The sequence below is a fragment of the Roseomonas sp. AR75 genome (assembly GCF_005222815.1).
GTDB lineage: Bacteria > Pseudomonadota > Alphaproteobacteria > Acetobacterales > Acetobacteraceae > Falsiroseomonas.
In genome coordinates, this window is record NZ_STGB01000006.1 from 957408 (window position 1) to 980724 (window position 23317).

Annotated in this window: 29 protein-coding genes; 11 read left to right on the forward strand and 18 right to left on the reverse strand. The window is 71.2% G+C overall.

Annotation, left to right across the window (positions count from 1 at the left end; genetic code table 11):
* Positions 1-59: 59 nt before the first annotated feature.
* From E4T13_RS29000 to E4T13_RS29050, 11 genes are all read right to left on the reverse strand, one after another.
* The gene (locus E4T13_RS29000; RefSeq protein ID WP_137181814.1) at positions 60-419 is read right to left on the reverse strand and encodes a carboxymuconolactone decarboxylase family protein; all 360 of its coding nucleotides are present in this window, start codon (positions 417-419) and stop codon (positions 60-62) included.
* A gap of 71 nt (positions 420-490) precedes the next feature.
* Entirely contained in the window at positions 491-2500 is a 2010-nt protein-coding gene (locus tag E4T13_RS29005) for a DNA/RNA helicase domain-containing protein (protein WP_137181815.1), read from the reverse strand.
* Position 2501: 1 nt separating this feature from the next.
* Positions 2502-2903, reverse strand: coding sequence for a DUF350 domain-containing protein (locus tag E4T13_RS29010; RefSeq protein ID WP_206030327.1), 402 nt, complete (start codon positions 2901-2903; stop codon positions 2502-2504).
* Between the two features lie 85 nt (positions 2904-2988).
* Positions 2989-4122 (reverse strand): glutathionylspermidine synthase family protein, encoded by a 1134-nt coding sequence (locus tag E4T13_RS29015; RefSeq protein WP_137181816.1) that lies wholly within the window; start codon positions 4120-4122, stop codon positions 2989-2991.
* Between the two features lie 3 nt (positions 4123-4125).
* On the reverse strand, positions 4126-4419 hold the full coding sequence (locus E4T13_RS29020; protein WP_137181817.1) for a hypothetical protein: 294 nt from the start codon (positions 4417-4419) through the stop codon (positions 4126-4128).
* A 40-nt stretch (positions 4420-4459) separates the two neighbouring features.
* Complete coding sequence (locus E4T13_RS29025) at positions 4460-5329, reverse strand: DMT family transporter (protein WP_240791335.1); 870 nt, start codon at positions 5327-5329, stop codon at positions 4460-4462.
* 51 nt (positions 5330-5380) lie between these two features.
* Entirely contained in the window at positions 5381-5776 is a 396-nt protein-coding gene (locus E4T13_RS29030) for an MGMT family protein (protein WP_137181818.1), read from the reverse strand.
* Positions 5776-6945: a GNAT family N-acetyltransferase gene (locus tag E4T13_RS29035; RefSeq protein ID WP_170985318.1), complete on the reverse strand. Its 1170-nt coding sequence runs from the start codon at positions 6943-6945 to the stop codon at positions 5776-5778. Before E4T13_RS29035 ends, E4T13_RS29030 begins: the two co-directional genes overlap by 1 nt.
* Positions 6946-6983: 38 nt before the next feature.
* The gene (locus E4T13_RS29040; RefSeq protein WP_137181819.1) at positions 6984-7451 is read right to left on the reverse strand and encodes a RidA family protein; all 468 of its coding nucleotides are present in this window, start codon (positions 7449-7451) and stop codon (positions 6984-6986) included.
* Positions 7452-7499: 48 nt separating this feature from the next.
* The gene (locus E4T13_RS29045) at positions 7500-8429 is read right to left on the reverse strand and encodes an ABC transporter substrate-binding protein (RefSeq protein ID WP_137181820.1); all 930 of its coding nucleotides are present in this window, start codon (positions 8427-8429) and stop codon (positions 7500-7502) included.
* The gene (locus tag E4T13_RS29050; RefSeq protein ID WP_170985319.1) at positions 8429-9358 is read right to left on the reverse strand and encodes an ABC transporter substrate-binding protein; all 930 of its coding nucleotides are present in this window, start codon (positions 9356-9358) and stop codon (positions 8429-8431) included. The genes E4T13_RS29045 and E4T13_RS29050 overlap by 1 nt, the downstream gene beginning before the upstream one ends.
* A gap of 84 nt (positions 9359-9442) precedes the next feature.
* On the opposite strand from E4T13_RS29050, the gene E4T13_RS29055 reads away from it, so the two are divergent.
* Positions 9443-10411: a tripartite tricarboxylate transporter substrate binding protein gene (locus E4T13_RS29055; protein WP_170985320.1), complete on the forward strand. Its 969-nt coding sequence runs from the start codon at positions 9443-9445 to the stop codon at positions 10409-10411.
* 33 nt (positions 10412-10444) lie between these two features.
* Here E4T13_RS29055 and E4T13_RS29060 read toward each other — a convergent pair whose 3' ends face one another.
* Positions 10445-11974 (reverse strand): TSCPD domain-containing protein, encoded by a 1530-nt coding sequence (locus tag E4T13_RS29060; protein WP_137181823.1) that lies wholly within the window; start codon positions 11972-11974, stop codon positions 10445-10447.
* Between the two features lie 199 nt (positions 11975-12173).
* Here E4T13_RS29060 and E4T13_RS29065 point away from each other — a divergent pair, with 199 nt between their 5' ends.
* Genes E4T13_RS29065 through E4T13_RS29085 form a run of 5 tightly spaced genes read left to right on the forward strand, consistent with a single transcriptional unit; the run spans position 12174 to position 14103 of the window.
* Positions 12174-12524: an NADH:ubiquinone oxidoreductase subunit NDUFA12 gene (locus E4T13_RS29065; RefSeq protein ID WP_240791336.1), complete on the forward strand. Its 351-nt coding sequence runs from the start codon at positions 12174-12176 to the stop codon at positions 12522-12524.
* A 2-nt stretch (positions 12525-12526) separates the two neighbouring features.
* On the forward strand, positions 12527-13033 hold the full coding sequence (gene mlaD, locus E4T13_RS29070; protein WP_137181825.1) for an outer membrane lipid asymmetry maintenance protein MlaD: 507 nt from the start codon (positions 12527-12529) through the stop codon (positions 13031-13033).
* 5 nt (positions 13034-13038) lie between these two features.
* Entirely contained in the window at positions 13039-13251 is a 213-nt protein-coding gene (locus E4T13_RS29075; RefSeq protein ID WP_137181826.1) for a hypothetical protein, read from the forward strand.
* The gene (locus E4T13_RS29080) at positions 13248-13616 is read left to right on the forward strand and encodes a DUF2155 domain-containing protein (RefSeq protein WP_137181827.1); all 369 of its coding nucleotides are present in this window, start codon (positions 13248-13250) and stop codon (positions 13614-13616) included. Before E4T13_RS29075 ends, E4T13_RS29080 begins: the two co-directional genes overlap by 4 nt.
* A 16-nt stretch (positions 13617-13632) precedes the next feature.
* On the forward strand, positions 13633-14103 hold the full coding sequence (locus tag E4T13_RS29085) for a DUF805 domain-containing protein (protein WP_137181828.1): 471 nt from the start codon (positions 13633-13635) through the stop codon (positions 14101-14103).
* Here E4T13_RS29085 and aat read toward each other — a convergent pair.
* The 5 genes from aat to aroQ all read right to left on the reverse strand — a co-directional run bounded on the left by aat (position 14078) and on the right by aroQ (position 17970).
* Positions 14078-14752 carry a leucyl/phenylalanyl-tRNA--protein transferase gene (gene aat / locus E4T13_RS29090; RefSeq protein ID WP_137181829.1) on the reverse strand — a complete coding sequence of 225 codons (675 nt, stop codon included), beginning with the start codon at positions 14750-14752 and terminating at the stop codon, positions 14078-14080. The two genes, E4T13_RS29085 and aat, sit on opposite strands and share 26 nt — an antisense overlap.
* An 83-nt stretch (positions 14753-14835) precedes the next feature.
* On the reverse strand, positions 14836-15567 hold the full coding sequence (locus tag E4T13_RS29095) for an alpha/beta fold hydrolase (RefSeq protein WP_137181830.1): 732 nt from the start codon (positions 15565-15567) through the stop codon (positions 14836-14838).
* Positions 15568-15620: 53 nt separating this feature from the next.
* Complete coding sequence (accC, locus tag E4T13_RS29100) at positions 15621-16973, reverse strand: acetyl-CoA carboxylase biotin carboxylase subunit (protein ID WP_137181831.1); 1353 nt, start codon at positions 16971-16973, stop codon at positions 15621-15623.
* 80 nt (positions 16974-17053) lie between these two features.
* A complete protein-coding gene (gene accB, locus E4T13_RS29105; RefSeq protein WP_137181832.1) occupies positions 17054-17515 on the reverse strand; it encodes an acetyl-CoA carboxylase biotin carboxyl carrier protein in 462 nt (153 codons plus the stop codon).
* Positions 17515-17970, reverse strand: a complete 456-nt coding sequence (aroQ, locus tag E4T13_RS29110; RefSeq protein ID WP_137181833.1) for a type II 3-dehydroquinate dehydratase — start codon at positions 17968-17970, stop codon at positions 17515-17517. The genes accB and aroQ overlap by 1 nt, the downstream gene beginning before the upstream one ends.
* 129 nt (positions 17971-18099) lie before the next feature.
* Between aroQ and thiS the strand changes: the two genes are divergently transcribed.
* From thiS to E4T13_RS29125, 3 genes are all read left to right on the forward strand, one after another.
* On the forward strand, positions 18100-18318 hold the full coding sequence (gene thiS / locus E4T13_RS29115; protein ID WP_137181834.1) for a sulfur carrier protein ThiS: 219 nt from the start codon (positions 18100-18102) through the stop codon (positions 18316-18318).
* 128 nt (positions 18319-18446) lie between these two features.
* Entirely contained in the window at positions 18447-19244 is a 798-nt protein-coding gene (locus E4T13_RS29120) for a thiazole synthase (protein WP_137181835.1), read from the forward strand.
* Between the two features lie 489 nt (positions 19245-19733).
* A complete protein-coding gene (locus E4T13_RS29125) occupies positions 19734-20864 on the forward strand; it encodes a type III PLP-dependent enzyme (protein WP_137181836.1) in 1131 nt (376 codons plus the stop codon).
* Between the two features lie 30 nt (positions 20865-20894).
* Here E4T13_RS29125 and E4T13_RS29130 read toward each other — a convergent pair whose 3' ends face one another.
* Positions 20895-21080 (reverse strand): hypothetical protein, encoded by a 186-nt coding sequence (locus E4T13_RS29130; protein ID WP_137181837.1) that lies wholly within the window; start codon positions 21078-21080, stop codon positions 20895-20897.
* 202 nt (positions 21081-21282) lie between these two features.
* Between E4T13_RS29130 and E4T13_RS29135 the strand changes: the two genes are divergently transcribed.
* Complete coding sequence (locus E4T13_RS29135; RefSeq protein WP_137181838.1) at positions 21283-22722, forward strand: DUF4214 domain-containing protein; 1440 nt, start codon at positions 21283-21285, stop codon at positions 22720-22722.
* 125 nt (positions 22723-22847) lie between these two features.
* On the forward strand, positions 22848-23312 hold the full coding sequence (locus tag E4T13_RS29140) for an Lrp/AsnC family transcriptional regulator (RefSeq protein ID WP_137181839.1): 465 nt from the start codon (positions 22848-22850) through the stop codon (positions 23310-23312).
* Positions 23313-23317 lie beyond the last annotated feature (5 nt).

Here is a 23317-nt window from a genome sequence, read left to right on the forward strand (position 1 = left end):
CAGCGCCTCCATCCCTTGACGGGTCGGAGGCGTGCAACTTCCGCGCCAGAAAGCCCGGTTCAGCCCGTCGGCTTGCCGCGCGCGGTGAACTGGTCGAAGGCCTCCACCGCCTGGGCGGCATACATCACGGAAGGGCCGGCGCCCATGTAGATGGCCATGCCCATCGTCTCCATCACCTCGTCGCGCGTTGCGCCCAGCTTCTGCGCTGCTTCGGCGTGATAGGCGATGCAGGGCGCGCAGCGCGTGGCGACGGAGATGCCCAGCGCGATCAGCTCCTTCGTCTTCGTATCAAGCGCCTTGGCCTCCAGCGCGGCGCGGGCGAGGGCGGAGAAGCCCTTCATCACATCGGGCGCGCCGCCGCGCAGCTCCTTCAGCGGCGCCGAAAGCCCGGCGGCGAGTGCGGCCCAATCCTGGTGCATGACGACCTCCTGCATGTCTGGCGGGAGATCAGCGCGATTTCGCGCATCCGGCCTTGCGCCAGGTCAAGCCGCTACAGCAGGGCGGGCGCCGCGGTTGCCTCGGGCAGGCTCTGCGGTTCCAGCGGCCTTGCGCCGCAGGCGAGCAGCCGGCCAGCGATGGCATTGAGGTCCCCGGCATCGCGCGTGGCGTCGTGGAAGGCCTCGCCCTCGCGGCTGCCGCGGGGCACCCAGATCACGGTCTCGTAGCGCGCGCGGGTCAGCAGCACGCGATAGGTGTTGACGATGTGCCGCCGTTCCTCGGCGTTGCGCACCGTCTGCCAGTCCTTGCCCGCGAAGCGGCGCGGCAGCCAGGCATCGCCGCGCCAGAGCAGGTCGCCGCCCCAGGCCAGCCCGACGACGTCCAGCTCCAGCCCCTGGCAGTCGTATTCCGTGGCGAAGGTCTCGAGCGCGTCGGAGGCGCGTACATCCGGCCAGCGCCGCAGGAACCAATCCGCCACATCCTCCGCCTGCACGCCGAGCCCATCCGCCCGCAGCCGCTTCGCGCCTGCCGCGGCGACCAGGCCGGCGCGCCGCCGGCCGCGCGCCAGCCGGCGCAACGCGGCGCGCAACGCGTCCAGGTCGCGCGTCAGCAGGAAGGGCAGGTCCGGTGCGCCGGCGGCGATGTCGCGCGCTTCGGCCACCGCGCCGCGCAGCACCGCATCCACCCAGGCCGCGCCTGCGGTGTCGCGGACGCTGCGCACCGGCACGGCGAGATCGAGATCGTCGTCGCGGTCGAGCCAGTCGGGCCAGCCATCGGCGAGGCGTTGAACCGGGTCCGCGGTGTCGACCGCGCGCGCCGCCGCCACGGCGCGCCAGGCCCCGTTCGACGCCGCGACGCAGTGGCCCCACTCCGCCACCCCGGCCTCGCCCGTGTTGATCTCCTGCCCGTTGCCGATCAGGGCGACGATCACCGCCCAGCCCTGGTGCCGGCCCATGATCTCCAGCGTGTGCGCCGGCTCGCTCATCGTCAGCTTGGAGGGCTTGTTGCGCGTGCCGAGTTGGGCCTTCGCGGCGTTCCAGGCGCGCTGTGCTTCGTCGAACACGATCAGCCGGTCCACCGGCGGGCGGCGCGCCGCGTCCATGGCGCCGTCTTCCAGGAAGCGATGCACGTTCTGCAACCGCTGCTTCGCCCGGCGCATCGCCTCCTCGCGGCCGCATTCCCTCCGCGCCACGGCGTCCTGCGCCAGCGCGGCACGCAGCACCTCCACCAGCGGGACATTGCCGGTGAGGAAGGCGCTGTGCGGCCCGGCCTCCGGGGCAAAGACGGCGTTGAGCCCGCACAGCGTCTTGCCCGCGCCGGGGATGCCGGTGACCACGACCACCCGCTTGTCGTTTGCCGCCTGCGCCGCGCGCACGGCACGCCGGATCGCCTCCGCCGTGCGTGTCAGGTTGGCGGTGTCGGCGCGTGCCGTCGCGATCTCCGCCACGCCGTTGCGGGCGTAGAGCATCGTCGCCGCCTCGATGATCGTCGGCACGGGGCGATACGGAGCGTCCAGCCAGGCGGCGCCATCCAGCGGCTCGCGCGCTTCCGGTGCAGTGGACTGCACCCAGCGCATTGCGGCACCCAGCGTCGCATGGCCGCAGGTCATCGGTGCCGTCACGCCATACCAGAGCAGCGGCGGCTGCGCGGGCGGCACGAAGGGTGTGTCCCCGGCGACGAGCAACGGCACGATGGGATGGGCGCGGCTGCCGGCGTGGAAGTCGCGCAGGTCCAGCGCATAGTCCTCCGCTTCCGCCGCCATCGCGGGGGCCGGTGCACCGGTCTTGAACTCGATGGCGAGAATGGCGCGGTCGGTCAGCACCACCGCGTCGATGCGCTTCTCCAGGCGCAGCAGGTCGTATTCCAGCACGACGGTCCAGTGCTCGCCGCGCGCTTCGGCGATCGCGTTGCGCAACGCCGCCACCTGGCGCTGCCAGGCGAATTCCTGGTCAGCCGCCCCCGGATAGCCGCGCCCCTGCTGCGCGGAAGCAAGCCGCCCGACCGTATCCCTGGGATCGCGTGTCAGCAGTTCCGCGCCGGTGCAGGCGAACCAGGCCCGCACCTCAGGTCGAAAGACACGCCGCGTTCAGCATCCCCACACCGATCGCGACGCTCGCCTTCAGGATCGCGCCCGCGGTCTCGCCGCGTTCCATCGCGGCGCGCCACTCGCTGCCCAGCAGCCTTGCCACCGCGAAGAACACGCCAATCTGCACCGCCAGCGCCACCAGGCTCCACACCGCCGCATCCACCAGGTTGATCGAGTGCGAGAAGGCGGAGGCGATCGGCAGGCAGAAGCCGATCAGCGCGCCGCCCAGCGTGATCGCCGCCGCCTGGTTGCCGGCGCGGATCATCGCCAATTCGCTGTGCGGCGTGACCTGCACATAGGCGAACATCGCCACCGCCAGCAGCACGACGCCGGTGACGAAATAGGCCAGGAAGCCCGGCAGGGTGGCGAGGCTGGTCATGCGGAGATCCCCCATCCTGAGGTGGAGCGCTGCCCCCACCCCGACCCTCCCCCGCAAACGGGGGAGGGAGAAAAGCGCCGCCCGCTCATGCGGCGGGCTCGAAGAAATGCGGAACGAAGCGGCTGGTGTCGCGCGTGATCGGCGTGGAATCCTCGCGGATGCCGAGGCCGCAGGCCGTGCCGCCCACGATCCAGCTCCCCAGCACCGGATAGCGGCCGCCGAACACCGGCAACTCGGCATATTCCTGCCAGACCCGCGGCTGGTCGCCATAGGGTCCATCCGTCTCGATGCCCGGCGCGCTGATATTCGCGCCCTCGCGCCCCCAGAGCGGCTTGGAGATCTCCGCCCCGCCCGTACGCCCCGGCTCCATGAAGGCCGGCAGCAGGTTCGGATGATCGGGGAACAGGTACCAAAGCAGCGAAAGGAACGCCTTGGAGGACGGGATCAGGCGCCAGGCCGGCTCGATCCAGCGCGTCGCAGCGCGGGGGATGTTGCGCCCGAAGGCCTCTCGCAGCAGCCAGTCCCAGGGATACAGCTTGAAGATCGCGCGGATCTCCTGCTCCTCCAGGTCGCGGAAGCGCGTGCCGTCCCAGCCGATATCCTCCATGTGCAGGAACGGCGCCTCGATGCCGGCCTGGATGGCGGTGTCGCGCAGGTAGTCCACGGTTCCGCGATCCTCCGCGCTGTCGCGCGCACAGGCGAAATGCAGCACGGGCGGCAGGCGCAGCGCCGGCCAGGTGGCGATCAGCGTCTCGTGGATCGAGTTGAACTGGTCCGCGGGCTTCGCGCCTGGGCGGTCCAGCGCCTGGCGCGTCTCCAGCCATTCCCACTGCACCACGCCGGCCTCGAACAGCGCGGTCGGCGTGTCGGCGTTGTATTCCAGCAGCTTCGGCGGGCCGCTGCCGTCCCAGCGCAGGTCCATCCGGCCGTAGAGCGAGGGCTCGCCCTGCTCCCAGCTTCGCTTCACGATCGGCCAGGCGCCGTCGGGGATGCCGAGCGGACCGTTCAGGTCGTGCGCCACCGCGTGCTTCACGGCGTCCAGGCAACGCAGGTTCAACTCCGCCGTCGCCGCTTCCAGCACGTCGATCTCGTCGGCATCGAAGGCGTAGCAGGCGGTCTCGTCCCAATAGGGCTCGCCGGCGATCTCGGCGAAGGCGAAGCCGAGCTTCGCCGCATGGGCGCGCTGGTCGGGCCGGGGGGCGAGCGCGATGCGGCGCATGGTTCAGGAGCTGGACCGCCCGACGGAGCCGAAGCCGCCGCGGCTCGACGAACTGCGCGTGACGGTGGAACTCGTCGAGCGGGTGCGGCCGTACATCACCGGCCCGAAATAACCGCGCGATCCGCTGTTGGATCGCGCGCTGCTGCTGCGCGCGCAGATCTGCTCGGCATCGGGGCGCTGCGCCGCCTTGGCTTCCTGGCAGGCGCGGGCCTGCGCCTCGTCGTCGCCGCAGGCTGCCAGCATGGTGGCGACGCCACCCCCCAGCAGCACCAGTCTCAGGGCCTTGGTTCGCTTCACGGTTGCAAGCGTGACAGCCCCGCACGGCGCTGTGAAGGGGTCACCGCCGGGTTGGCCAGGTGGCCAGCAGCAGGCTGCCCAGCAGCAGCACGAAGCCGGCGCCATGCACCGCGGTGAAGGGCTCGCCCAGCACGCCCACGGCAACCGCGGCGGCGGTTGCCGGGAGGAAGGCGGTGAAGACGCCGGCGATGCCGGCCGGCGCGCGCTTCATGCCTGCGTACCACAGCAGCAGGCAGATGACGCTGCTCGTCAGGCTGTGGAACACCAGCAGAGCCGAGATCGCAGGCTCCGCCAGCGCCGATGCGGCGCCGACCACCGGCAGCGCCAGCGGCAGCAGCAGAAGGAACGAAAAAAGCTGCATCCAGAAGGTCGCCGTCACCACCGGCACCTGGCCGGCGATGCGGCGCGCCAGCAGCACGTACATGGCCTCGCCGCAGACGCCGAGGAACACCAGCAGGTTGCCGAGCGCGCTGCCATGCCCCTCCGCCGCGACGCGCGCCAGCACCAGCGCGCCCATGCCGAAGGCGGCGAGCGCAACGGCTGCCCATTGCCGCGCCGGCAACCGCTCCCGCAGCCACAGCGCGCCCCCCACCGCGACCACGGCGGGCAGGGTGGCGAGGATCAGCCCCGCTTCCAGCGCCGTCGTCAGGCGCAGCCCTGCCAGCAGCGCCAGGTTGTAGAGCAGCGTGCCGAACAGCGCCTGCAACGCCAGATTCCAAAGCACGCGCGGCGTGGTGCGCAGGCTGCCTTCCATCGCGCGCGCCAGCGGCAGCATCACGACCACCGCCAGCAGGCAGCGCAGGCCGAGGATCAGCGCAACGGGCAGGCTCTCGGCCAGCAGCTTCGCGACCGCGACATTGGCGCCGACCAGCGCCATCGAGAGCGCAAGCTGGGAGTAGGCGAGGAACACGGGGCAACCTTAGCCTCGCGCCGCATCGGCGGGGAGGGGCGGCGCTGCGGCTTACCGTCTGCGCCGGGGCTTCGGCACCTCTGCAGGCCGGGTCTGCCGCGCCACGCCATGCGGCAGCGCCGCCACCTCCGCGCACCGTGCGGCGAAGTCGGTGATGCATCCCTCCGGGTCGAAGGCCGCGCCCTCCGCCGCGAGCAGCGCACGCTGGCTTTGGCCGCCGGCACCGGACTTCGGCACGCCGAGCATCCCGCCCGCCGTCACCGCGCGATGCCATGGCAGCGTCGCCTTCTCGATGTCGGACAGCGTCGCCAGGATGTAGGCGACATGCCGCGGCATCACGTCGAGATGCGCGCCCACATCGGCGTAGGTCACGACGCGCCCGCTCGGCACCGAAGCCACGATGCGCAGCACGTCGCCCTTGATCCGCGCGAAGAAGGGCGAGCCCATCAGCCCGGCTCGTCGCCATCCCTGCGGAAGGGCGAGAGCGTCGCCAGCGCCTCCATCTCCCGCAGCATCGCCGGGCGCTCCTGGTCCAGGAACTGCGCCACGGCGCGGCGCAGCCCGGCATGCTCGATCCAATGCGCGGAATAGGTCGGCACCGGCAGGTAGCCGCGCTGGATCTTGTGCTCCCCCTGCGCGCCGGCCTCGACGCGCGGCAGCCTGTGCTCGATCGCGAAGTCGATGGCGCGGTAGTAGCAGAGCTCGAAATGCAGGAAGGGCGCATCCACCACGGCGCCCCAGTTGCGGCCGTACAGCGCCTCATCCCCCAGCAGGTTGAGCGCGCCGGCGACAGGCTCGCCATCCTGCTCGGCCACCATCAGCACCACGCGGTCGCCCAGCGCCTCGCCCAGCAGGGGCCAGAAGCGCGCATTGAGATAGGCGCTGCGGCCCCATTTCTTGTCGGTGGTCGCGCGGTAGAAGCGGTGGAAGGCGGCCCAGTGCCTCGGCGTGATCTCATGCCCGCGCAGCGTCTTCAGCACGAAGCCGGAGGCTTCCGCGTCGCGCCGCTCGCGCCTGATCGCCTTGCGCTTGCGCGAGGAAAGCGCGCCGAGGAAGTCGTCGAAGCTGGCGTAGCCTTCGTTGGTCCAGTGGAACTGCGTGCCGATGCGTTGCAGCCAGCCTGCCTCGCCAAGCGCGGTCCACTCCCCGGCGGTGCAGAAGGTGATGTGGACCGAGGAGAGGTCGAGTTGCGTGCAGGCCTGCGCCAGCCCCTGCGCCATCGCCTCGTAGCGCAGGCCGGACGCCGGATGCAGCAGCAGGCGCGGGCCGGGCACGGGGCTGAACGGCGCGGCGACCTGCAGCTTCGGATAATACCGGCCGCCGGCACGCTCGAAGGCGTCGGCCCAGCCATGGTCGAAGACGTATTCGCCCTGGCTGTGCGCCTTCGCGTACATCGGCGCGCAGGCCAGCAGCGAACCCTTCGCGTCGCGCAGCGCGGCGTGCTGCGGCAGCCACCCGCTGCGCCCGCCGACGCTGCCGCTTGCTTCCAGCGCGTGCAGGAAGGCGTGGCTGACGAAGGGATTGCCGCCGCCGGCGCAGGCATCCCAGTCGGGCGGCGCGATCTCCGCGATCGCCCGGTGCAGCGTCAGGCTCAGTTCGGGGCCGCCATCGGGCATGCTGCGTCAGTTTGGTGCGTGCGCCCGCGAAGCAAGCGTCACGCCAGCTCGAACATGCCTTCCACTTCCACCGCCGCGTCGCCCGGCAGGGCAGGGCAGCCGACCGCGGCGCGGGCATGCTTGCCCTTCTCGCCGAACACCGCGACGGCGAGGTCGGAGGCGCCGTTGATCACCTGCGGCTGCTGCGTGAACTCCGGCGTGCAGGCGACGAAGCCGCCGAGCCGCACCACGCGCTTCACGCGGTCCAGGTCGCCGCCCGCGGCGGCCTTCACCTGCGCCAGCAGGTTGACGAAGCAGATCCGCGCCGCGCGCTGCCCTTCCTCCACCGAGACGCCGGCGCCGAGCTTGCCCGTCACCGCGATCTTCCCGTCCACGAAGGGGATCTGGCCGGAAACGACGACCAGGTTTCCGACGATGTTGAACCCGATGTAGTTGGCCACGGGCGCCGCCGGCTGCGGCAGCGCGATGCCGAGTTCGGCGAGCTTGGCGTCGATGGTGCCGGGCATGGGCGTCTCCTTGGATCGGCGCAGAGTGCCGCCGACGCGCGCGCGGGGCTAGCCGCCCAGGAAGCGCGCATCGAACACCTCCTCGGCGGCCGGGGTTCGGGGCAGGCCGAGCGCCGCGGCCATCAGCGAACAGGCGGCGGTGATGCGGGCGGGATCCGCCCCGCCCAACCCGAAGCCCGCGACATCGGGATGCGCCATTTCGGCTGCGATGGTGCGTTCCCAGCGGCGGAGCTCCGCATCGAAGGCGATCGGTTTGTGCGCCGCTACCGCCTCCACCCCGCGGCGCGGATCGGCCATGGCGGCGCGGAACCCGCGCGTCACCGCGCGCACCAGGCCGCGCACCGCGCCAGGATCGCCGCGCAGCATCGCGCGGGAGACGACCAGGGCGTTGCCCATCAGCTCCGGTGCGACATCGGCATAGCGCAGGAAGCGCAGCCGCGGCGCCAGCGCCGCCAGCCCCGCCGCTTCCAGCCCGGCCAGGATGGTGTTGACGAAGCCGAACACGCCTTCCGCAGCGCCATCCTCCAGCATGGCCTGCACCTGCGCGGCCAGGCTGCGCGGATCCGGCAGGATGTGCACCGAAGCCGGATCGAGACCCGCGCGATGCGCGAAGGCCGGGAAGGCGATCAGCGCGGCGTCGCGCGCATGCCCGCTGACCCGCCGCCCGGCCAGGTCGCGCGGGCCGTGCACCGGACCGTCGGCCGCGACCGCGATGGTCAGCGGCGTCTCGGCGAAGGCGATGAAGACCGCCGCCGGCCCCTCGCCCGGCGCCTCCCGTCCCAGCCGCGCGATCAGCGCGGCCAGGTCGCCATAGGCCGCGTCGCAGCCCTGCATATCCTCGACCGCCGCGCCGGCGCCCTGGCCGGGCCGCATCGTGACGGCCAACCCCTCCGAGGCGAAATGCCCGTCCGTCTCGGCGAGGAAGAAGCCGGCATGCGGGCCGGAGAGGCCGGCATTGAGCAGGATGGAAAGCTGCATCAGAGCCTCGGGAGCCCGCCGGGCGCCAACGCATTGGTGAAGGTCGCAATCGGATCCGGCATAGGCAGGCCCAGTGCCTGGGCATGGAGCGCGATGCCGCGCTTGAATCGCGCACGCTCAACCCAGCCGAGGCCGTAGCCTCGCTCCGGGTCGCGCATCTCGACCGCCAGTGTCTCGTACCAGCGCCGCCGCTCCACGTACTCGCGTGCCTCCGGGCCGGCGAATTCCATGACGGCCTCGATCGCCGCCTCGCGTTCCACGAACGCGTGCACCAGTCCCGACTGGAACGCTCGGAGCAACGCCATCAGCGGATCCCGGTGCTCCTTCAGCATCCTTGGCGACGCCATCACCGCGGAGCCGTAGAGGTCGGGCACGAGGTCGGCATAGCGGAAGGTCACGAACTCCGCGTGGCTGTCGCGCTTCTGAGCGGCGAGCGCGGCGGCCAGCGTGCTGCCGTAGCAGAACAGCCCCTCCGCCTCGCCCGCCAGCACGCGGTCGGCGAGGCTGGCCATCGGGCCTTCCGCCGGTTCCACCAGCACGCTGTCCCGCGCCAAGCCCGTTGTCGCGCAGAAGGCCCCGAAGGTGCGCAGCGCCACGTCGCTGGCATGGCCGATCAGCACTGCGCCGGCGAGATCGGCGGGCGTGCGGATCGCGCTGCCGCGCGGCACGGCGATGCAGGCTGCCGAGGCGCGGAAGGTCGCGAAGACGCCGGTCGGCGCGGTGGCGGGGTCTGCGGCGGCGACCTCCACCAGCGCGTTGATGTCGCCATAGCCGAGGTCGAAGCCGCCGCGCACCATGCCCGCGGCGGCGTTGTAGGCGCCGGTTCCGGGAGTCAGCTCCAGCTCGATGCCGGCCCGCGCAACGTAGCCGCGTGTAATCGCGAGCAGCAGCCAAGCCTGCGGGCCGCTGAAACCGGTGTTGAGCAGCATGCGCAAACGCATGCCGCATCAGAAACCAATTGCGGTCATGCTGCAATGCGGCATGATGTTCCGGATCGAAACCGGAGCAGCCGCATGGCCCGCCGCCGCCTTCTTCTCCTCGCCTCGGCCGCGGCGCTCGCCCGCCCCGCTTTGGCGCAGGCGCCCTGGCCGCAGCGTGCGGTGCGCATCCTGATCTCCTTCCCGCCGGGCGGCTCCAGCGACTTCGTCGCCCGTGTCGTCGCGCCCCAGCTGACGGAGGCGTTCGGCCAGCAATTCCTGGTGGACAACCGTCCCGGCGCCGGAGGCATGCTGGCGGCGGAGCTGCTCAAGCGGGAACCGGCGGACGGCCACACGTTCCTGCTGTCCAACAACGCGCCCTTCACCATCGCGCCGACGATGTTCCCGCGCATCAGCTACGACGTCATGCGCGACTTCACCCATGTCGCCTATCTCGGCTCCACCTTCGGTGGCTTCGTCACGCATCCCGGCCTCAACCTGAAGACCGTGCCGGAGGTTGTGGCGCGGGCGAAGGCGGAGCCGGGGCGCCTGACCTTCGGATCCTCCGGCATCGGCTCGATCGGCCACATCACCGGCAACACCTTCGCGCGCCTGGCGCAGGTGGAACTGCTGCACGTGCCCTATCGCGGCGCAGGCCCGCTGCGCACCGACCTCGCCGCCGGCACCGTCGGCATGGCCTTCGAGGGGCTGATCACCAACCTGCCGGCGATCCGCAACGGCGCGCTGAACGGGCTTGCGGTGACGGCGGAGGGCCGCAACCCCCTGGCGCCGGACATCCCGACCTTCCGAGAGCTCGGCTACGACATCATCGTGAAGAACTGGCACGGGCTGTCGGGGCCGGCGGGCGTGCCGGCGCCGATCGTCGCGCGCCTGCAGCAGGCACTGGCCGAGATCTGCGCGCGCCCGGCCGTGACCGAGCAGTTCCTGCGCATCGGCAATTTCTGGGAGCCGATGACGACGCCCGCCTTCAACAGCTTTGTCGCGCAGGAGATCGTCGCCTGGCGGCCGATGATCATCGCCGCCGACGCCGTGGACAAGGGCTGAACCGCAGGGGCCCGGGCCGCGCGGCCCGGCCGCTCAGCCGACCAGCCGCAACTGCTTGCGCCGGGCGCGCGGGGAAGGCGTCTCGGGCAGGTCGAGCGGCAGCAGCGGTGCCTGCTCCGCCGCGCGGCCCACGGCGTCCGGCGCGCAATCGGCTTCCTCGGGATCGGGCAGGTCGAGCCGGCCGAGATACTCGCGCGCGAGCTTGCGGAAGGCCCAGTCCAGCACGCTGGTGGCACGCTGGATGACCGGGTCGCCCTCCACAGCGCCGGCCGGGCCGAAGCGGGTATAGGCATGCGCGTCCACGAAGGCGGCGAGCGGCAGGCCCGCGGCCAGGGCGATGGACACGCTCTGCATCATCGCATCCATCAGGCTGCGATAGGCCGCGCCTTCCTTGGTCAGCGCGATGGCGATCTCGACGGGCTGGCCCTGCGGGTCCTCGGTTGTGCGCAGCACCACGCGATGCCCGCCGACCGTCACCTTCCACACCGCGCCGGAGGGGCGCAGCGGCAGGGCAGGGGCACGCGCCGGCGCCGGAGCAGCGGGGCGTGCGGGCGCGGCCTCGGCCGCGGGCATCGGCGGCGCGGCATGCAGGAAGGGCGAGATGGCCTGCGTCATGGCCAGCCAGGCCGCATGCGGCGGCGGCGCGAGCAGGCGCTCGGCGGCCGCGCCGGCCCGCAGCGCCGCGCGGGTCGGCAGTTCCGCCACCCAGCCGTCGCGGTCCAGCGTCAGCCGGCTCGGCCCGGCCGCGGGCGCAAGCCCGCCGCTTTCGGCGCCAAGCAGCTGTTCCACCGCGTCGGGCGCCGACAATGCCACCAGGGCGCGATGACGCAGCCCGGCGCATCCGGCCGCGGCATCGAGTGCGGCGCGCGCCGCCGCGGCCAGCCCCGGCACCGGGGTTTCGCCCGGCGGCGCCGGCGCAAGCAGCGCCACCGGCTCCCGCGCGCCCATCCGGTCCGCCAGGCGTCCGCTTTCCGCCTCGGCGGCGCCGCGCGTCAGGGCGGCGATGGCCGCGCCCACCGCGCGACCCTCGGCGCTGCCATAGGCAAGGCGGAGCCCGGCCAGCAGTCCAGCGAGATCGGCAAAGCCGAGCACCAGGCGATGCGCCTTGGCGCCGGTCGCGATGTCGAGCGCCCGCACCGCGAGCGCCACGGCCGCGGCATAGGCTTCCGTGTCGAAGCCGCCATCGGGCGAGAGGAAGGCCGGCAGATTCAGCACGAAGCGCGGCGTGCCCTTCGCCTCCTGCCGCCACAGGGCCAGGCCCGGCGCGCCGCGGCGCGACAGCAGCAGGGCGCGCAGCCCCTCCGTGAAGGCGCGCGCCTCCGTGGCGTCGGCCAGGATGCGAAGCTGTCGCCCCCGCTCGGCCAGCGGCGTGATCCACGCCTCGGCGAGCCGCGGCAGCACCACCGGGCCGGATCCCGGCGCAATGGCGGCGAGCGCAGCGGCTTCCTCCTCGTCCCAGGCGACGGGCAGGGCGACGGCGCGCGAGGGCGAATCGGGGTCGGGCGCGGCACGGACCCGCTGCAGGGGGATGCCGTCCCACAAGGTTCCGCGGAGCTGCGACATGGCCGCATCCTGCGGGGACGCAAGCGGCCGGGCAAGCCGCATCTTGGGGTATTCCACGTCCGGCACCGCAATATCCTGTGGATAGCGCCCGTATTTTTGCGCTGCGGCGAGGCTTGTGCGAGAGTGGGAGGAATCGCAGATGCGGATCGCGCCGCGGATGCGGCGCGCCCACCCCGCTGCGGCGGATCGAGGACCACCCATGTTCGAGCGCCTGCTCGCCCGCTTCTCCGGCCGCCAGGTCGGCACGGATCGCTTCGGCAACGCCTATTTCGAATCCCGCGGCGAATACCGGCACTACGGCCGCACCCGCCGCTGGGTCATCTATGCCGGCAAGGCCGAGCCGAGTTCCGTGCCGCCGGAATGGCATGGCTGGCTGCACCACACCACGGACGCGCCGCTGCCCGAAGCCAAGCGCTACCCCTGGATGCTGGAGCACCGCCCCAACCCCACCGGCACCGCCGCGGCCTATCGCCCGCAGGGCCATGACTATGTCGGCGGCCAGCGCCAGCCGACGGCCGGCGACTACGAGGCCTGGACGCCGGGGCGCTGAGGGTGCGGGGACGCTCCATCACGGAGGTCGCCGCGGGCGGCGTGGTGCTGCTCGTCGCCATCGCCTTCCTGGTCTTCGCCGTCACCAATTCGGGCCGTGGCGGCATCAGCGGCCCGGCCATCACCCTCTCCGCGAAGTTCGACCGGATCGACGGGTTGGCGCCGGGCGCCGATGTGCGCATCGCCGGCGTGAAGGTCGGCTCCGTCACCGACCAGCGCATCGATCCGCAGACCTTCCTCGCGGTGCTGACCTTCCGCGTGGATGGCAACCTCCGCCTGCCCAGCGACAGTTCGGCCGAGATCGCCAGCGAGGGGCTGCTCGGCGGCAAGTTCGTCTCGATCGTGCCGGGTGGGTCGGACCGGATCCTGGCCGATGGCGGGCAGATCACGATCACGCAATCCTCGATCAGCCTGGAAGCGCTGCTCGGGCGCTTCATCTTCTCCATGACGGAAGGCCAGGGCAACAACGCCCAGGGCCGGCAGGAGGGCGGAACCGCCAACCCGCGATGAACGCGATGGACCCCCCGGCGCAATGGCCGGGTGCCGATGGTGCCCCGGTCTCCTGCCGGGAGAAGCTGAAGATGCTGGGCGAGAACCACCGGGAGACCGCGCAGGTGCTGCGCGACACCTTCGAGGATGCGGTGCTCATGGGGGTCGACGAGGCCGCGATGCGCCGCATCCTGACCGACCTGGTGGCCGCGCTGCCCAGCCCGAAGCGCCCCGCATGATCCGCGCCGTGGCGATCATCGCGGCGCTCTCGCTGCCGGCGGCAGCGCAGGCGCAGGGCTGGGTCAACCAGCGCGTGGCGGAGTTGCAGGCGCTGGACAAGGTGACCGCACGGGTGACGACGCTGCGCGTGCCGATCGGCCAGCCGCAATCCTTCGGCAGCCTCACCATCACGGTGCGCGCCTGCAACGCCCGCCCGCCTGACGAGGTGCCGGACGCCGCCGCCTGGCTCGCCATCACCGACAGCCTCGCCCCGGCCAACGGCGCCGTGGTGTTCCAGGGCTGGATGTTCGCCAATGCGCCGGGCGTGCATATGCTGCAGCACCCGGTCTATGACATCCGCGTGCTGGAGTGCCGGGCCTCGTAGCACCAGGGAAAAGCCGATGAGCTTCCAGGACGCGGTCCGCACCTGCCTGAACAAATACGGCACCTTCACGGGCCGCGCGCGGCGTTCGGAATTCTGGTTCTTCTGGCTGTTCAATGTGCTGGTGCAGTCGGCGTCCTCCATTCTGGACGCCATCGTCTTCTCCGAGATCCAGCCGATCACGGCGCTGACCTCGCTGGCGCTGCTGCTGCCGGGCCTGGCGGTGGCCGTGCGGCGGCTGCACGACAATGGCCGCAGCGGGTGGTGGATCCTCATCGGCCTGGTGCCGCTGGTCGGCTGGATCGTGCTGCTGGTCTGGTATCTCTCGCGCGGAGGGGACGGGCCGAACCGCTTCGGCCCCGATCCGCGCGATGCATCCGGCCCGGGCTGGGGAGCACCGCCGCCGCCTTCCATGCCCCGCAGCGGCGGCAGCCCGCCGGGTGGCGGCGGGCGGCCCTGGCCGGTCAGCCCGCCGCGCGCAGCGCCCTGATCTCGGCCGCCAGCAGGTCCGCCTTTGGGGCATCCTGCCAGTTCGCCGCCTCCTCCATCGCCTCCGCCAGCAGGCGCTTGTACTGCGCCCGCGGCACCTCGTGGCAGCCGAACTGCGCCAGATGCGTGGTCTGGAACTGCGCATCCAGCAGGCGGAAGCCGAACAGTCGCAGCCGCGCCACAAGGTGCACCAGCCCGACCTTGGAGGCGTCGCGGACGCGGCTGAACATGCTCTCGCCGAAGAAGGCGCCGCCGAGCGCCACGCCATAGAGCCCGCCCACCAGTTCCCCGGCCTCCGGCGGTCCGAACCAGACCTCGATGGAATGCGCGTGGCCGATGCGGTGCAGAGCGCCGAACAGCCGCTCGATCTCGGGGTTGATCCAGGTCTCCTCGCGGCCCTCGGCGGGTTCCGCGCAGCCCATGATCACGCCGTGGAAGTCGCGGTTGGAGGTCACCTGGAAGGGGCCGGAGAGCACCGTCCGCTGCAGCCGCCGCGGCAGGTGGAACCCGTGCAGCGGGATCACGCCACGCTGCTCCGGATCCAGCCAATAGAGCCGTTCGCCCCGGCGGCTTTCCGCCATGGGGAACAGCCCCGCGCGGTAGGCGCGAAGCAGGAGGTCCGGCGTGATCTCGAGCTGGCGGCGGCTCACCCGGCCATTATGCGCCGGCCGGGCGCCCCGCGCGAGATTCGTGTCGGCATGCCGCCCGCACGCCTCCGGGAATTACACCCGCTTCATCCGATCGCCTCGAGCATGGCGGTCAGCTGCGCCGGATGCAGCACCATCGCGTCATGGCCGGAGGCGATCTCCAGCCATTGCCAGCCGCGCTGACGCTTCACCCATTGCCGCGTGCTCTCGATCGCGCCGTAGATCGGGTCGGTGCAGACGATGTAGGTACAGGGCAGGCCGTTGCCGACCGGATTGGCGAGGGGAAGGCTGCTCTCGTAGCTTCCGACGGGATGCGGCGTCAGCCGCCGGCGCACCCAATCGGCGTTCGGGTGGTCCTCCGGCACCCCGAAGGCCGCGACCGGCGGCGTGGGCATGGCGATGCCTCCGCCCTGTTCCGCCACCAGCTTGCGCCGGGCCGCAGCGATCTCCGGCGGCAGCACGCCGAACGCGGTCTGCCCGCTCTCCAGGATCACGGCGTCGAGATAGACCAACTGCCGGATGCGCGCGGGGATGCGGTCCGCAACGCCGGTGATGGCCACGCCGGCGTGGCTGTGGCCGACGAGGACCAGGTCCCGCAGTTCCTCGGCCTCGATGTGGTTGACCAGGTCGACGACGAAGGTCTCGAGATCGATGTCGCGGGACAGCAGGTGCTTGCGCTCGCCGAGCCCCGTCAGCGTCGGGGTGGTGACGCGGTGCCCGCTGCCGCGGAGCAGGTCGGCCACCTCGCGCCAGCACCACCCGCCATGCCAGGCGCCGTGCACCAGAACATAGGTCCTTGGAGCCGCATCCCGCGCCATCGCCGCCTCCGTTCGCCAGGGGCGGCGATCATGCGGGCGCGCCGCGCGCCGCGCTACGCCTCGCGCAGGCGGGAGACGAAGCGTTCCAGCCAGTGGATCGTGTAGTCGCCGGCCTGGAATTCCGGGTCGGCGACGATCGCCTGGTGCAGCGGCAGGGTGGTGCGGATGCCGCTGACCACCATCTCCGCGAGGGCGCGGCGCAGGCGGGCGATCGCCTCGGCCCGCGTCCCGCCATGCACCACCAGCTTCGCCACCAGGCTGTCGTAGTGCGGCGGCACGACATAGCCGGAATAGAGCGCGCTATCCACGCGCACGCCCAGGCCGCCGGGCGCGTGGTACATGTCCACTCGCCCCGGGCTCGGCGCGAAGGTGTCGGGATCCTCGGCGGTGATGCGGCATTCGATGGCGTGCCCGCTGAAGCGGATCTCGTGCTGCGCGTAGCCCAGCGCCTCGCCGGCGGCGATGCGGATCTGCTCCTTCACCAGGTCGACGCCGCAGACCATCTCCGTGACGGGATGTTCCACCTGCAGGCGGGTGTTCATCTCGATGAAGGCGAACTGCCCGTCCTGCCACAGGAATTCCAGCGTGCCGGCATTGCGGTAGCCGAGCTCACGCAGTGCCTTGGTCACCTGCGCGCCGAGCGCATTCCGCTCCGCCGCGGTCAGCACGGGGCTGCCGGCTTCTTCCACCAGCTTCTGGTGGCGGCGCTGCAGCGAACAGTCGCGCTCGCCGAAATGCACGACGCTGCCATGCGTGTCCGCCAGCACCTGCAGCTCGATGTGGCGCGGGCGGTCGAGATACTTCTCCAGATAGACGCTGTCGTCGCCGAAGGCGGCCTTGGCCTCGGTGCGCGCGACGCGCCAGGCCTCCTCCAGCTCCTCCGGCGCGCGCGCCACCTTCATCCCGCGCCCGCCGCCGCCCGCCGCGGCCTTGATCAGCACGGGATACTTCACCTCGGCCGCGACGGCCTGCGCTTCCTCCAGGCTTTCCAGCGCGCCGAGCGAGCCGGGAACCAGCGGCACGCCGAGGCGCCGCATCGCGTCCTTCGCCGCGATCTTGTCACCCATCATGCGGATATGCTCGGCGGTCGGGCCGATGAAGGCGAGCCCATGCGCCTCCACCATCTCCGCGAAGGAGGCATTCTCGGAGAGGAATCCGTAGCCGGGATGGATCGCATCCGCCCCGGTGATCTGCGCCGCGGAGAGAATTGCCGCCATGTTCAGGTAGCTGTCGCGCGCCGCGGGCGGCCCGATGCACACGCTCTCATCCGCCAGCCGCACATGCATGGCGGTGTTGTCGGCGGTGGAGTGCACCGCCACGGTCTGGATGCCCATCTCCTGGCAGGCGCGGTGCACCCGCAGCGCGATTTCGCCGCGGTTGGCGATCAGGACCTTGCGGAATGGCATGCCCAGGCTCATTGGCCTCGCCGCCGCCCGATGGCCGGAGCGACGCGTAGCGTTGCGGAGGTCTGAATCGGTCGGCGCACTTATTCGATCACAAGAAGGGGCTCGCCGTATTCCACCGGCGCGCCGCTTTCCACCAGGATGCGCGTGATGGTGCCGGCCTTCGGCGCGCGGATCTGGTTGAAGGTCTTCATCGCCTCGATCAGCAGCACGGTCTGGCCCTGCGCCACCCGCGCGCCGAGGGTGATGAAGGGCGCGGCGCCCGGTTCCGGCGCCAGATAGACCACGCCCACCATGGGCGAGGTGATGGTGCCGGGGTGCGGCCCTTCCGCCTCGGGCACCGCGGCAACGGCGAGCGGGGCCGCAGCGACGGCGGCCGGCGCCGCGGCGGGCGCGGCCATGGCGGCCACCGCCTGCACTGTCACCTGCCGCGCCACGCGGATACGGTTCTCCGCCTCGACCAGCTCGATCTCGGTCAGATCCGTCTCGCGCAGGATCTTCGCGAGCTCGCGGATCGCCGCGGGATCGAACGAAACGCCCGCCATCAGGGCTCTCCCTCCTCGGCCAGCAGCTCGGCCATGGCGCGCAGCGCCAGCGCATAGCCCTGGATGCCAAGCCCGGCGATCACGCCCGTCGCGGCCTTGGACACGTAGCTCAGATGCCGGAATTCCTCCCGGCGGTGGATGTTGCTGATGTGGACCTCGATCACCGGCAGGTCCACCGCCTTCAGCGCGTCCATCAGCGCAATGGAGGTATGCGAATACCCCGCCGGATTGATGATGATGCCCATGGCGCGGCCGCGGCATTCCTGGACCCAGGTGATCAGCTCGCCCTCGCCATTGGTCTGGCGGAAGTCGATGGCGAGGCCCAGCGCCTCGGCGGTCTCGGCGCAGAGCGCCTCGACATCGTCGAGGGTCGCGCTGCCATAGACCTCCGGCTGGCGCGTTCCGAGCATGTTCAGGTTCGGTCCGTTGAGGACGGCAATCAGCGGCGGTGTCAAGGGAATAGCCCGTTACGTCGCGGGGCGGGCCGCATAGCACGTATCCGCGAGCCGGGGGAAGCGCGGCCGCGGATCAGGGGTGCGCCCGTCCCGCTTGCCCGCGCTCCGGCCGCTCGCCATCTTGCCCCCATGTCCGTCACGGCGAAACTCCGGATCGAGGTCAATGGCGAGGCGCGCGAGGTGCCGGAGGGCGCCAGCGTCGCCGACCTGCTGGTCGTGTTGAACCTGGCCGCGCCCAAGGTCGCGGTCGAGCGGAACCTGGAGATCGTGCCGCGTTCCGCCTGGGCGACGACCCGGCTGGCCGAGGGCGACCGGCTGGAAGTGGTCCATTTCATCGGAGGGGGCTGATACCTTGCGTCGCCTCAGACGCCGGCGCGCCTCCGGCGCTCGGCTTCGCCGCACCGGCGGCGGGCGTCGTTCGACGCCTCGGCCCGCGTCGCGGGCCGCCAGCCCGCAAGAACCGAGGAGGCCTTTCGATGGGCCATGACGGCATCCCGCAGGCCGAGGACGGCTGGACCGTCGCCGGCCGCCGCTTCCGCTCGCGCCTGGTGGTCGGCACCGGCCGCTACAAGGACCTCGAGGAGACCGCCCGCGCCATCGAGGCCTCGGGCGCCGAGATGGTCACCGTCGCGGTGCGCCGGGTGAACCTCTCCGATTCGTCCGCGCCGATGTTGCAGGACTACGTGCCGCCCGACCGCTACACCTACCTGCCCAACACCGCCGGCTGCCACACCGCGCAGGACGCGGTGCGCACCCTGCGCTTGGCGCGGGAGGCGGGCGGGTGGAACCTGGTCAAGCTCGAGGTGCTGGGCCCGCCGCCCTTCCTCTACCCGGACATGCGCGCGACGCTGGAAGCCGCCGAGGCGCTGATCAGGGACGGGTTCGAGGTGATGGTCTACTGCGCCGACGACCCCGTGGCGGCGAAGCGGCTGGAGGAGATGGGCTGCGTCGCCATCATGCCGCTCGGCGCGCCGATCGGGTCCGGCATGGGGGTGGTGAACCCCTACATGATCCGCGCCATCAAGGCGCAGGCGAAGGTGCCGGTGCTGGTGGATGCCGGGATCGGCACGGCGTCGGACGCGGCGCTGGCGATGGAACTCGGCTGCGACGCGGTGCTGCTGAACTCGGCCATCGCCCATGCAAGCGACCCGGTGCGGATGGCGGTCGCGATGAAGCATGCGGTGATCGCGGGGCGGGAGGCTTTCCTCGCCGGCCGGATGAACCGCGACTACAGGGCCGACGCCTCCAGCCCCACGGCCGGCCTGATCCGCTAGCCTGATCTCCCTCCCCCGCGTGCGGGGGAGGGTTGGGGTGGGGGCTGCGCAACCTGCCCTCGATGAGTCCACGCCGACGCCGCAAGCGGATTCGCCGGCCGCCCCCGCGTCCCGCCGGATGACAAGCCGGCCGCCCCGGCCGCTTCCGGGCTACTTTCCTGCGGCTTCTACATTGTTCGGGAAAAAATCTGCGCTTGCGCCGATTTTCCCCTTGCGACCCCCCGCCCCCGCGTCTAGATGCGCCCGCAGACGCAGTACGCACGTGCCTCTGGCCCCAGGCCCACGGAACCACCGGCCGCTCCAGCGATAAGGGGAGCCCCCGGACACAGGTCACCGCGGCGCAAGGTTTACGCAACGACGTCAAGCGTTCCGGCACCCGAGGGGGAGACCCCGAGGGCCACTTTCGCTGGTTCGTTGGACCGTTTCGTCAACTCTGGGGCCGCCGCCTTGCTCAGGCGGCCTCCTGCATTTGAAGGGGAGTGGGGCGCGATGAACCCGAAGATCGCTGCCTTCCTGCGCACGCAGATGCCTGCCACGCCATGCCTCGTGCTGGATGTGGACACCGTGGAGCAGAACTATCGCCGCCTGCTGGGCGCGATGCCGCTCGCGCGCGTCTACTATGCCGTGAAGGCCAATCCGGCGGCGCCCATCCTCGACCGGCTCGTCTCCCTCGGCTCGTCCTTCGACGCCGCCTCCTTCGAGGAGATCGAGGCCTGCCTGGCCGTTGGCGCCGATCCCGCGCGCATCTCCTACGGCAACACCGTGAAGAAGGAGAGCGCCATCAAGGCCGCCTTCGAAGCCGGCGTGACCATGTTCGCCTTCGATTCCGAGCCGGAGCTGAAGAAGCTGGCGCGATCCGCGCCCGGCGCGCGCGTCTATTGCCGCATCCTGGTGGAGAACAAGGGCGCCGAGTGGCCGCTGTCGCGGAAGTTCGGCTGCGAGGCGAAGATGGCGGTCGAGCTGATGAAGAAGGCGGGCGAGTGGGGCCTGGATCCCTACGGCATCTCCTTCCATGTCGGTTCGCAGCAGACCCGCACCGACGCCTACCAGGCCGCCATCGGCCAGGTCGCGATGATCTTCAGCGACCTGCGAGACGCCGGCGTCACGCTGCGCATGGTCAATCTCGGCGGCGGCTATCCCGTGCGCTACCGCGCGGAGGTGCCGGGCATCGACGATTTCGGCGCGGCGATCATGGGGGCGATGGCCGAGCATTTCGGCAACGCCCTGCCCGAGATCGTGGTCGAGCCCGGCCGTTTCCTGGTCGGCGAGGCCGGCGTGGTGGAGAGCGAGGTCGTGCTCGTCTCCCGCAAGGGCGAGGACGATCCGGTGCGCTGGGTCTATCTCGACATCGGCCGCTTCGGCGGCCTGGCGGAGACCGAGGGCGAGGCGATCCGCTATGCCTTCCGCACCCCCCATGATGGCGGGGCCGAGGGCCCCGTGACCATCGCCGGCCCGACCTGCGACAGCACGGACACGCTCTATGAGAAGTCCAACTACCGGCTGCCGCTGGCGCTCGATGCCGGCGACCGCGTGCAGCTCCTGGCCACTGGCGCCTATGTGACGAGCTATGCCAGCCAGGGCTTCAACGGCTTCCGGCCGCTGGCCGAGCACTACATCTGAGGGACCGGGCTTGGGGTGGCGCCCGCCGCCTCAGGCCCGGGCTTCCGTGGTCGCGGCCTTCGGCCCGCCACGCATGTAGCGGCGCTCCGGCCGGTAGCTGAGGGCGCCGAGCCAGGTGCGAACCACGCGCAGCCAGAGCTCCGCCGCCGTCTCCTGCCGATCCGACGGGCGCGTCGCCGCCCGCTCGATCGCGAACTCCTCCTGCCCGCCGTCCATCGCCGCCTCCTGCCGCGGTGCGAATGCCCATGGGGCGATCTAGCGCCAGGCGCGTTGCGCCGCGGTGTCGCGGGCGCCGGAATCGTGTTTCAAATGTGACGCGCCGTGTCGCATTCACGACCTTTGCCAACCAGTCGGACTGCCGGAACTCGCGCCGGGACACCGCGCTCCCTTTCCCATCGCTTGATGAAGGAGATGAGGAATGGCGCGATTGGTGGTGGGCGGACTCGGGGCGCGTGCCGCGACCGATCTCAACCTGGGTGAGTTGACCCAGCTGCGACCGGTGGATTGGAGCCAGACCCACGTCGTCGCGGAGTACGACAACAATCCGAACTGGCGTGTGGACATCTTTGGGCGCGACCTCCTGTTCGGCGTGGATGGCAATTTCAATGCAGGCACCGTGACCGGCTGGCGGGAGCAGCATGACGGCGCGCTGGTGCTGGACATCTCGGACATCTCCGTCAGCTCGGCCCAGTTCGCCGCGTGGATCGCCGCCGGTGAGTCGGTCGCGAGCGCGGAGACCCTGCTGGACGGCAATGACGAGATCCGTGCGCTGGATGCGCCGATCTCGGTCAATGGCTTCGACGGCAATGACAGCATCTTCGGCGGCGCCGGGGCGGACTCCATCCGCGGCGGCAACAACGACGACTGGATCTTCGGTGCGGGCGGCGCCGACACGCTGCAGGGTGATGACGGCAACGACATGCTGCGCGGTGGCGACGGCGATGACCTGTTGTTCGGCGAAGCAGGTGACGATATCGCGCTCGCCGCGGCCCTGCGGCAGCAGGCGATGCTGAGCGGCGACCTGGACAACGGCCTGACCCTCTCCTCCTTCGAGGGAACGGACACGCTGTATCGGATCGAGACCGTGCAGTTCCATGACGGCGCCGAATACTACTCGCCTGCCAGTTCGGCGGCGCAGGTCGTGCGCCTCTATGCCTCCGCGCTCGGGCGGGAGCCTGACCCGTTCGGCCTCAGCGACTGGGTGGAGGCGCTGGAGAACGGTTCGCGGAGCCTGCTCGACATCGCCAACGGCTTCGTGGGCTCCGATGAGTTCGCCGCGCGCTACGGCAATCTCGACAATGCCGGCTTCGTGACCCTGCTCTACGACAACGTGCTCGACCGCGGCCCCGATGCGGATGGCTTCGCAACCTGGACCAGCGAGCTCGACAGCGGCGCGAAGAGCCGGGCGGAGGTGCTGCTTGGCTTCTCCGAGTCGAGCGAGCTCATGGAGCGCATGGCGTCGACTACCGATGACGGCATCTGGGTGGCCGATCAGGATGCCCTGACCGTGCTGTCCTACTACGAGGTGGCGTTCGATCGGCTGCCCGACGTGGCGGGCCTTGCAAACTGGCTCAGCGCGCTCGACACCGGCGCCACCCGGGAGGAACTCGGCCAGGGGTTCACCGGGTCCGACGAATTCCAGGGGCGGTATGGCGCGCTCGGCAACCAGGAGTTCGTCGAGCAGCTCTACCTGAATGCGCTGAACCGCCCGGGCGATCCGGACGGGATCTCGGATTGGGTCACCGGACTCGACAGCGGCGAGCTGAGCCGTGCCGACGTGGTGGCCGGCTTCGCGGATTCCGCCGAGTTGGCGAACCTTCTGGCGCCAGCCGCGACCGACGGCATCCTTTATACCTGAAGCTGCGACGGCCTGGCCCGCCTGGCCGGTCCAGGCCGTCGTCGCGCCCATCGAAGTCGCGGAACATCTTTTCCGGCGATTAGTCCTTTCGCCCGGGCGTTTTCCGGCGTTAAGCTTCTCGCGCCATGGACGAGATCGACCGCAACCTCATTCTCGCCCTGCAGCAGGACAGCGCGGCAGGGCTGGCGGAATTGTCCAAGGCCGCCGGCCTGTCCGTCTCGGCGACCGCCGAGCGGGTGAAGCGGCTGGAGGAGCGCGGCGTCATCCGTGGTTGGCGGATCGAGCTCGATCCGGTGGCCGCCGGCTGCCCGCTGCTGGCCTTCGTCTTCGTGGCCATGCGGCCGGGCCGCGACGACAACGCCTTCCTCAAGGCCATGAAGAAGGCGGAGGCGGTGCTGGAGTGCCACACCGTCACCGGCGCCTGGTGCTACCTCGTCAAGCTGCGCCTGCCCGACGTCGCCGCGCTGGAGCGTTTCGTGTCCGAGGAGGTGCGCGGCCAGTCCGGGGTGGAGCGCACGGAGACGATCCTGGCGCTTGCCAGCCCGAAGGAGACCGCGATCCTGCCGGTCGCCCCGGCGCAGGAGGAATAGCCCGC